Source organism: Streptomyces sp. MBT65 (genome assembly GCF_016612545.1).
Lineage (GTDB): Bacteria > Actinomycetota > Actinomycetes > Streptomycetales > Streptomycetaceae > Streptomyces.
This window is the reverse complement of sequence record NZ_JAENRY010000397.1, coordinates 1-6,269: the sequence shown is the minus strand read 5'-3', so window position 1 is coordinate 6,269 and position 6,269 is coordinate 1. Positions and strand designations below refer to the sequence as shown.

At 70.0% G+C, this 6,269-nt stretch carries 8 protein-coding genes; 5 read left to right on the top strand and 3 right to left on the bottom strand.

From position 1 onward, the window contains the following. Positions 1–251 precede the first annotated feature (251 nt). Both JHN63_RS46180 and JHN63_RS46175 read right to left on the bottom strand, forming a co-directional pair. Positions 252–464 (bottom strand): DUF5326 family protein, encoded by a 213-nt coding sequence (locus tag JHN63_RS46180; RefSeq protein ID WP_200691124.1) that lies wholly within the window; start codon positions 462–464, stop codon positions 252–254. Between the two features lie 210 nt (positions 465–674). Then, entirely contained in the window at positions 675–992 is a 318-nt protein-coding gene (locus JHN63_RS46175; protein ID WP_200691123.1) for a cupin domain-containing protein, read from the bottom strand. 48 nt (positions 993–1,040) lie between these two features. Between JHN63_RS46175 and JHN63_RS46170 the strand changes: the two genes are divergently transcribed. The 5 genes from JHN63_RS46170 to JHN63_RS46150 all read left to right on the top strand — a co-directional run bounded on the left by JHN63_RS46170 (position 1,041) and on the right by JHN63_RS46150 (position 4,799). Continuing rightward, positions 1,041–1,418: a phage holin family protein gene (locus tag JHN63_RS46170; RefSeq protein WP_200691122.1), complete on the top strand. Its 378-nt coding sequence runs from the start codon at positions 1,041–1,043 to the stop codon at positions 1,416–1,418. A gap of 7 nt (positions 1,419–1,425) precedes the next feature. After that, the gene (locus tag JHN63_RS46165; RefSeq protein WP_200691121.1) at positions 1,426–1,917 is read left to right on the top strand and encodes a low molecular weight protein-tyrosine-phosphatase; all 492 of its coding nucleotides are present in this window, start codon (positions 1,426–1,428) and stop codon (positions 1,915–1,917) included. Next, on the top strand, positions 1,914–3,071 hold the full coding sequence (locus JHN63_RS46160; RefSeq protein ID WP_200691120.1) for a cystathionine gamma-lyase: 1,158 nt from the start codon (positions 1,914–1,916) through the stop codon (positions 3,069–3,071). The genes JHN63_RS46165 and JHN63_RS46160 overlap by 4 nt, the downstream gene beginning before the upstream one ends. A 228-nt stretch (positions 3,072–3,299) precedes the next feature. Continuing rightward, a complete protein-coding gene (locus JHN63_RS46155) occupies positions 3,300–4,205 on the top strand; it encodes a LysR family transcriptional regulator (RefSeq protein WP_200691119.1) in 906 nt (301 codons plus the stop codon). A 111-nt stretch (positions 4,206–4,316) separates the two neighbouring features. After that, the gene (locus JHN63_RS46150; protein ID WP_200691118.1) at positions 4,317–4,799 is read left to right on the top strand and encodes an NUDIX domain-containing protein; all 483 of its coding nucleotides are present in this window, start codon (positions 4,317–4,319) and stop codon (positions 4,797–4,799) included. Between the two features lie 16 nt (positions 4,800–4,815). Here JHN63_RS46150 and JHN63_RS46145 read toward each other — a convergent pair whose 3' ends face one another. Continuing rightward, positions 4,816–6,099 (bottom strand): globin domain-containing protein, encoded by a 1,284-nt coding sequence (locus JHN63_RS46145; RefSeq protein WP_374223008.1) that lies wholly within the window; start codon positions 6,097–6,099, stop codon positions 4,816–4,818. Between the last annotated feature and the right edge of the window lie 170 nt (positions 6,100–6,269).

Sequence of the window (6,269 nt, the reverse complement as noted above, 5' to 3'; positions counted from 1 at the left end):
GGCAGGGTGGGGCGTGCGTGTGGTTCTACGGGTGCGGTGTCAACCGTGGCCAAGGGTCACTCCCGGAGCGCGAGGGGGCAGCCCGTGCGGGGAACACGGGGAGGGGGTGCGCCGCCCGCGGGGTTCGTCCCCGCGTCGAATTCCGGACTTTAACCGCCCGCCCCCGCCCGCAGACGGCCTGTCAGGAAAACTTCCCTCGCCCGAGGGAACCGGTGATTCCTGTTACCGATCACCGGTTGCCCGACAGGGCCTCACCAGTCGCTGCGTGAGGACGAGCTCGACATGAACCTCCGCACGACGTAGATCAGTCCACCGACCAGCGCCACGAAGATCAGCACGTTGAAGAGCAGCCCGATCAGGAAGTGCAGGACGGTCGCTATCAGCCCGCCGAACACGAACAGGGCGATGACCGGCACCGCGACCCACTTCACCCACCACGGCAGTCCCGCGAAGATCTCTCGCATTGTCCTCGTCCTGTACCTCTCCGCCCGTCGCTCTTACCGGGTTCTGTCGGTGTCCGGCACCCGTGCCGGATCTCTGATGTCCTGGACTCGATGCTAGAGCGGGCGAAGGCCGAACGGGGGCCTCGCATCCCTTGTCCTCCCCTGACCGTTCCCCTAGGGAACCCTGAGACGCGAGTCCGGCTTCGGGTGGAGAGTCAGGTCGCCGGAGACTCAGGCCTCCGGAGGCGAGAACACGACCAGCACGCGCAGGTCCTCGCTGATGTGGTGGAACTTGTGGGCCACCCCGGCCGGCACGTAGACGACGCTGCCGCGCGCCACCTGGGTGGTTTCCATGCCCACGGTGATCGCGGCACGGCCGCTCACGACGAAGTACACCTCGTCCTGGTTGTGCGGCTGCTGCCGGTCGTGCTCGCCGGCGTCGAGCGCGTACAGGCCGACCGACATGTTCTTCTCGCGCAGGAACTGCAGGTATGCACCGTCGTTGGCGGCACGCTCCGCCTCCAGTTCATCCAACCGGAATGCCTTCATCGCCCTCGTCCACGCTCGGATTCGATCTCTTCTGTCACGATCAGACACATGAAGAATTTCCTAGTCAAGACGATCGCCAACGCGGGTGCCCTGGCGGTCGCCGTATGGCTCCTCGACAAGATCACCCTGACCGGAGACAGCACCTTCAAGAAGGTCTGGACGCTGCTCCTCGTCGCCCTGGTCTTCGGCCTGGTGAACTTCCTGGTCAAGCCGATCGTCAAGGTGCTGACCTTCCCGCTGTTCATCCTGACGCTCGGTCTGATCACCCTGGTGGTCAACGCGCTGATGCTGATGCTCACCTCGTGGCTGGCCGACAAGCTCGACCTGAGTTTCCATGTCGACGGCTTCTGGACCGCCGTCCTGGGCGGGCTCATCATCTCGGTCGTCTCCTGGGCGCTCAACGTCGTCCTGCCCGAAGGGGACTGAGCGCGCGATGACGTACCGCGTCAGCTTCGTCTGCACCGGCAACATCTGTCGTTCGCCGATGGCCGAATCGGTCTTCCGCGCGCGGGTGGCGGAGGCCGGGCTCGACGGCCTGGTCGAGGTCGACAGCGCGGGCACGGACGGCTGGCACGAGGGCGACGGCGCCGACCCGCGCGCCGTCGCCGTCCTGGAGGAGCACGGCTACGGGACCGAGCATGCCGCCCGCCGCTTCCAGGCCTCCTGGTTCCCCCGCCTGGACCTCGTCATCGCCCTCGACTCCGGCCACCGCAAGACCCTGCGCCGCCTCGCACCCACCGAGCAGGACGCCGAGAAGGTCCATCTGCTCCGCTCCTACGACCCCGCCGCCGGCGACGACCTCGACGTACCGGACCCGTACTACGGGGGTCTGGACGGCTTCGAGGAGTGTCTTGAGATGGTGGAGGCGGCGAGCGCGGGTCTGCTCGCCGCGGTGCGGGACGAAGTGGAAGGACGAGCGGTATGAGTGATTCCGCTGCAGCCGGAGGTATCGGGAGCGGCGCGGGGGACGGCACGCGCGCGGTGCGGGCCGGTCTGCCCGAGCCGGTCAAGTACGAACCGCCGCTCCCCGGGCCGGTGTTCGCCGCGCACTTCCATCTCCCGGGCGAGGCGACGGGCCCGTACAAGTACGGCCGTGACGAGAACCCGACCTGGACCCACCTGGAGCGCGCCATCGGCGAGCTGGAGGCGCCCGGACAGGACGGCGTGGAGACGCTCGTGTTCGCCTCGGGCATGGCCGCCATCTCGTCGGTGCTCTTCTCCCAGCTGCGCGCCGGAGACGCGGTCGTCCTGCCCGACGACGGCTATCAGGTACTGCCCCTGGTGCGCGAGCAGTTGGCGGCGTACGACATCGAGGTGCGCACCGCACCGACCGGCGGGGACGCCCAGCTCGACCTCCTCGACGGTGCGAAGCTGCTGTGGTTGGAGACCCCGTCGAACCCCGGGCTCGACGTGTGCGACATCCGGCGGCTCGCCGACGCGGCACACGCGCGTGGCGCCCTCGTGGCCGTCGACAACACCCTCGCCTCGCCCCTGGGACAGCGCCCGCTGGAGCTCGGCGCCGACTTCGCCGTGGCGAGCGGCACCAAGCAGCTCACCGGGCACGGGGACGTCCTCCTCGGGTACGTCGCCGGGACCGACGCCTCCGCGATGGCCGCCGTACGCCGTTGGCGCAAGGTCGTCGGCGCGATTCCCGGGCCCATGGAGGCCTGGCTCGCGCACCGCTCGATCGCCACGCTCCAGTTGCGGGTCGACCGGCAGAACGCCACCGCGCTGATCGTCGCGCAGGCCCTGCGGGAACGGGCCGAGGTGACGGGGCTGCGCTATCCGGGGCTGCCCGACGACCCCTCGTACAAGATCGCCTCGCAGCAGATGCGGCGCTACGGGTGTGTGGTTTCGTTCACGCTGCCCACGCGCGCGCGTGCCGATCGTTTTCTCGACGCGCTGCGGCTCGTGGACGACGCGACGAGCTTCGGCGGGGTGCGGTCCACCGCCGAACGGCGGGGCCGCTGGGGAGGGGACGCGGTACCGGAGGGCTTTGTTCGCCTCTCGGTCGGTGCCGAGGACCCCGAGGACCTGGTGGCCGATGTGCTGCGTGCGCTGGACGAGTCGGCGCGGTGACCGCCTTACGGACTGCCGGCCGGTGTCCGGATACGCACAACGGACGGTCCGAGCCTCCCCCCTCGTGGCTCGGACCGTCCTCGGTTCTGCGCGCGAAGAACCGCCCGCACAAGGCTAGTTGACTCTGTGTCAGTGTCCAATCACAGTAGCGACAGCGGCCTATCGACTTATTTATAGTTGGGCCCTGCCCGGGGCCGGAGGAAGGGCGGGGAAAGGAGCGTGCGTGCCATGGATCTGGCCTTGCTGCGCACCTTCGTGACCGTGCACCGGGCCGGCTCCTTCACCCGTGCCGCAGCCCTGCTCGGTCTCTCCCAGCCGGCGGTGACGTCCCAGATCCGCACCCTGGAACGGCAGTTGGGCCGGCCCTTGTTCCTGCGCCAGGCCCGTGGGGTCACCCCCACGACGATGGGCGACGAACTCGCGCACAAGGCCGCACCCCATCTCGACGCCCTCGTGGAGATAGCCGAGACCGGGCCCGACAACGACGCCTCGCTGCGCACCCTGCATCTCGCCGGTCCCCCCGAGTTCACCGCCGAACGGGCGCTGCCCGCGCTCACGGAGCTGACCGGGGAGGACGGCCAGGGCTTCGCACTGCGCGCGTCCTTCGGGAACGCCGAGGAGGCACTGGAGGGTCTGGCCGCCGGACATCATGATCTGGCCATCAGCACGGCCCGTCCGCGAGGTGCTCTGCTCACCGCGACAACACTCTGCGACGAGGAGCACGTCCTGGTCGCCGCCCCGCACCGGGCCGAGCAGCTCGGCCCCGAGAAAATCGGCCCCAAGGACGCGCCCGCCCTGGACGACGTCCCCGTGATCGAGGTCCACGAGTCCCTGCCCTTCGTCTCCCGCTACTGGGCCTCCGTCTTCGACTCCCGCCCGGCCGCCCCGGGCACGGTGATCGTGCCGGACCTCCGCGCGGTCCTCGCCTGTGCGATCGCGGGCGCCGGGCTCGCGGTACTGCCCCGCTATCTGTGTGCCCTCGCGCTGGAGCGCGGTGAGGTCGTCCCGCTCCACGAACCCGCGATACCGCCGCTGCGGACGTATTTCCTCGTGGTGCGCACCGGAACTCTCGCGATGCCGCACATCGCCCGGGCCCACGAGTGGCTGCACCGCGCCGCCGCCATCTGGGGCTGACCAGGGACTTTGCCGTCGCCGCGCGGCGAACCCGCCGAATGTCACGCGCTGATTCGCCAAGGTCACGTTTCGCGATGTTTCACGTGGAACCAGCCGGGCCACATTTCTCCCATGACCGTCCGACCCGTGGTCAAGCGCACCGCACGTGCCGTTCTTCTCGACGGCGACGCCCTGATCTTGATCAAGCGCACCAAGCCCGGTGTGGATCCCTACTGGGTCACGCCCGGTGGCGGGGTCGAACCCGGGGACAGCACCGTCGTCGACGCCCTGCATCGGGAGGTGTACGAGGAGCTCGGCGCCAAGATCACCGATGTCGTGCCCTGCTTCGTGGACACCGTCGAGCACATCGGCGCGGACGCGGCCTCGACCGGCGTGAAGGTGCAGCACTTCTTCGTCTGCCACCTCGAGTCCATGGACCCGGCGCTCCGCCACGGCCCCGAAGTGGACGAGCCCCTCGGCGAGTACGAGATCGTCAGAGTGCCGTTCACCCGGGTCGGCATCGCGTCCGTCCACCTCGTACCGCTGTCCCTGCGGCACTACCTCGACGGCAACATCGAAGGGGTCCGCGCGATGCACGCCCCCGACCTGGGCTGACGCCTCCGGCACCGGGTCAGTCCCCGGCGGCCACCAACTCCTCGACCGAGTCGTGCCGTATGCGCTCCGCCGGGATGCCGACGTCCTTCAGGACATCGACACCGCTGCGGATCATTCCGGGCGGCCCCGAGACATAGGCGTCGTAGCCGCCCCATGGCCCGTACGTCCGTATGGCGTCCGGGAGTTGGAGCTGCGCCTGCTGGTCGACGACCGGCCGGACCGTGAGCCATGGGTGCGACTGCTGGAGCCGGAGCATCGTGTCGATGTCATAGAGGTCATGGTCGGTACGGGCGCCGTAGAACACCTCCACCGGCCGCCGCTCGCCGTGTTCGGCGACATCCTCGACCAGGGCCTTGATCGGCGCTATGCCGGTGCCGCCGCCGACGCAGAGCAGTCCGCTGTCGGTGGTGTGGTCCACGGTCATCGAACCGGCCGGTGGTCCGAGCCGGATGACATCGCCGGGGCGGGCGTGGTGCACCAGCGCGTTCGAGACCCAGCCCGCCGGGACGGCCTTCACATGGAAGGTCAGCAGCCCGTCCGAGCGGGGCGCCGAGGCGAAGGAGTAGTGCCGCCAGATCCGCGGCCACCAGGGCGTCTCCAGGCTCGTGTACTGCCCGGCGAGAAAGGGATAGGGCTGGTCCGGGCGGAGGGTGACGACGGCGACGTCCCGGGTCCTGAGGTCATGGGTGACGACCTCCGCGTGCCACCAGGCAGGGGCGCGCAGTTCGTCGGCTGCCGCCGCGTCGATCATGACCTGCGAGATCGTCGTGTACGCCCGGACCCAGGCCGCCTCCGTCTCCGCGTCCCAGACCGCGGAGGCGTACTTGTTCAGCGCGCCGATGAGGCACTCGCCGACGGCCGGGTAGTGCTCGGCCCGGGTGCCGTACTTGCGGTGGCCGCGGCCGAGGTTCTGCAGATACGCGACGAGGACCTCGGTGTTGTCGATGTGCTCGGCGGCGGTGAGCAGCGCCTTGAGCAAGCGGTCCCGCTGGGTGTCCATCGCCGCCGGGAACAGCGACCGCAGCTCGGGGTGGCGTACGAAGAGCAGCGCGTAGAAGTACGAGGTGACCTTGTCGGCCACCGGGCCGACCTCGGTCATGGTCCGGCGGATGAGTACGGCGTCCGGGGAGGCGGCCTCTTCGGTGACGGGGCCGGAAGAACGCTGGGCGGGCAGGCGCACGGGTGCGAGCGGGGCGACCGGGGCAGCCTCGGCGGCAGTCGGAGCGGGTGCGGCGGTCTGCGGGAGGGCTGGCCGCGGTGCGAGAGGCAGGGGCGCTGTCGGCGCGGGTGCGGGAGCCATGGGCCCGGCGGGGGCCGAGGGCTGCGGGACGGGCACGGGCGGCGGTATTCGCTGCTGTGCGGGCGCTACGGGCGCCACGTCCTGCTGAGCGGCGTACGGGCTCGGAGCGGACGCGGCGCCGTCACCGTCCTGAACCGGTGGGGGGAAGGGGGGCGGCGAGGTGGGTGAGG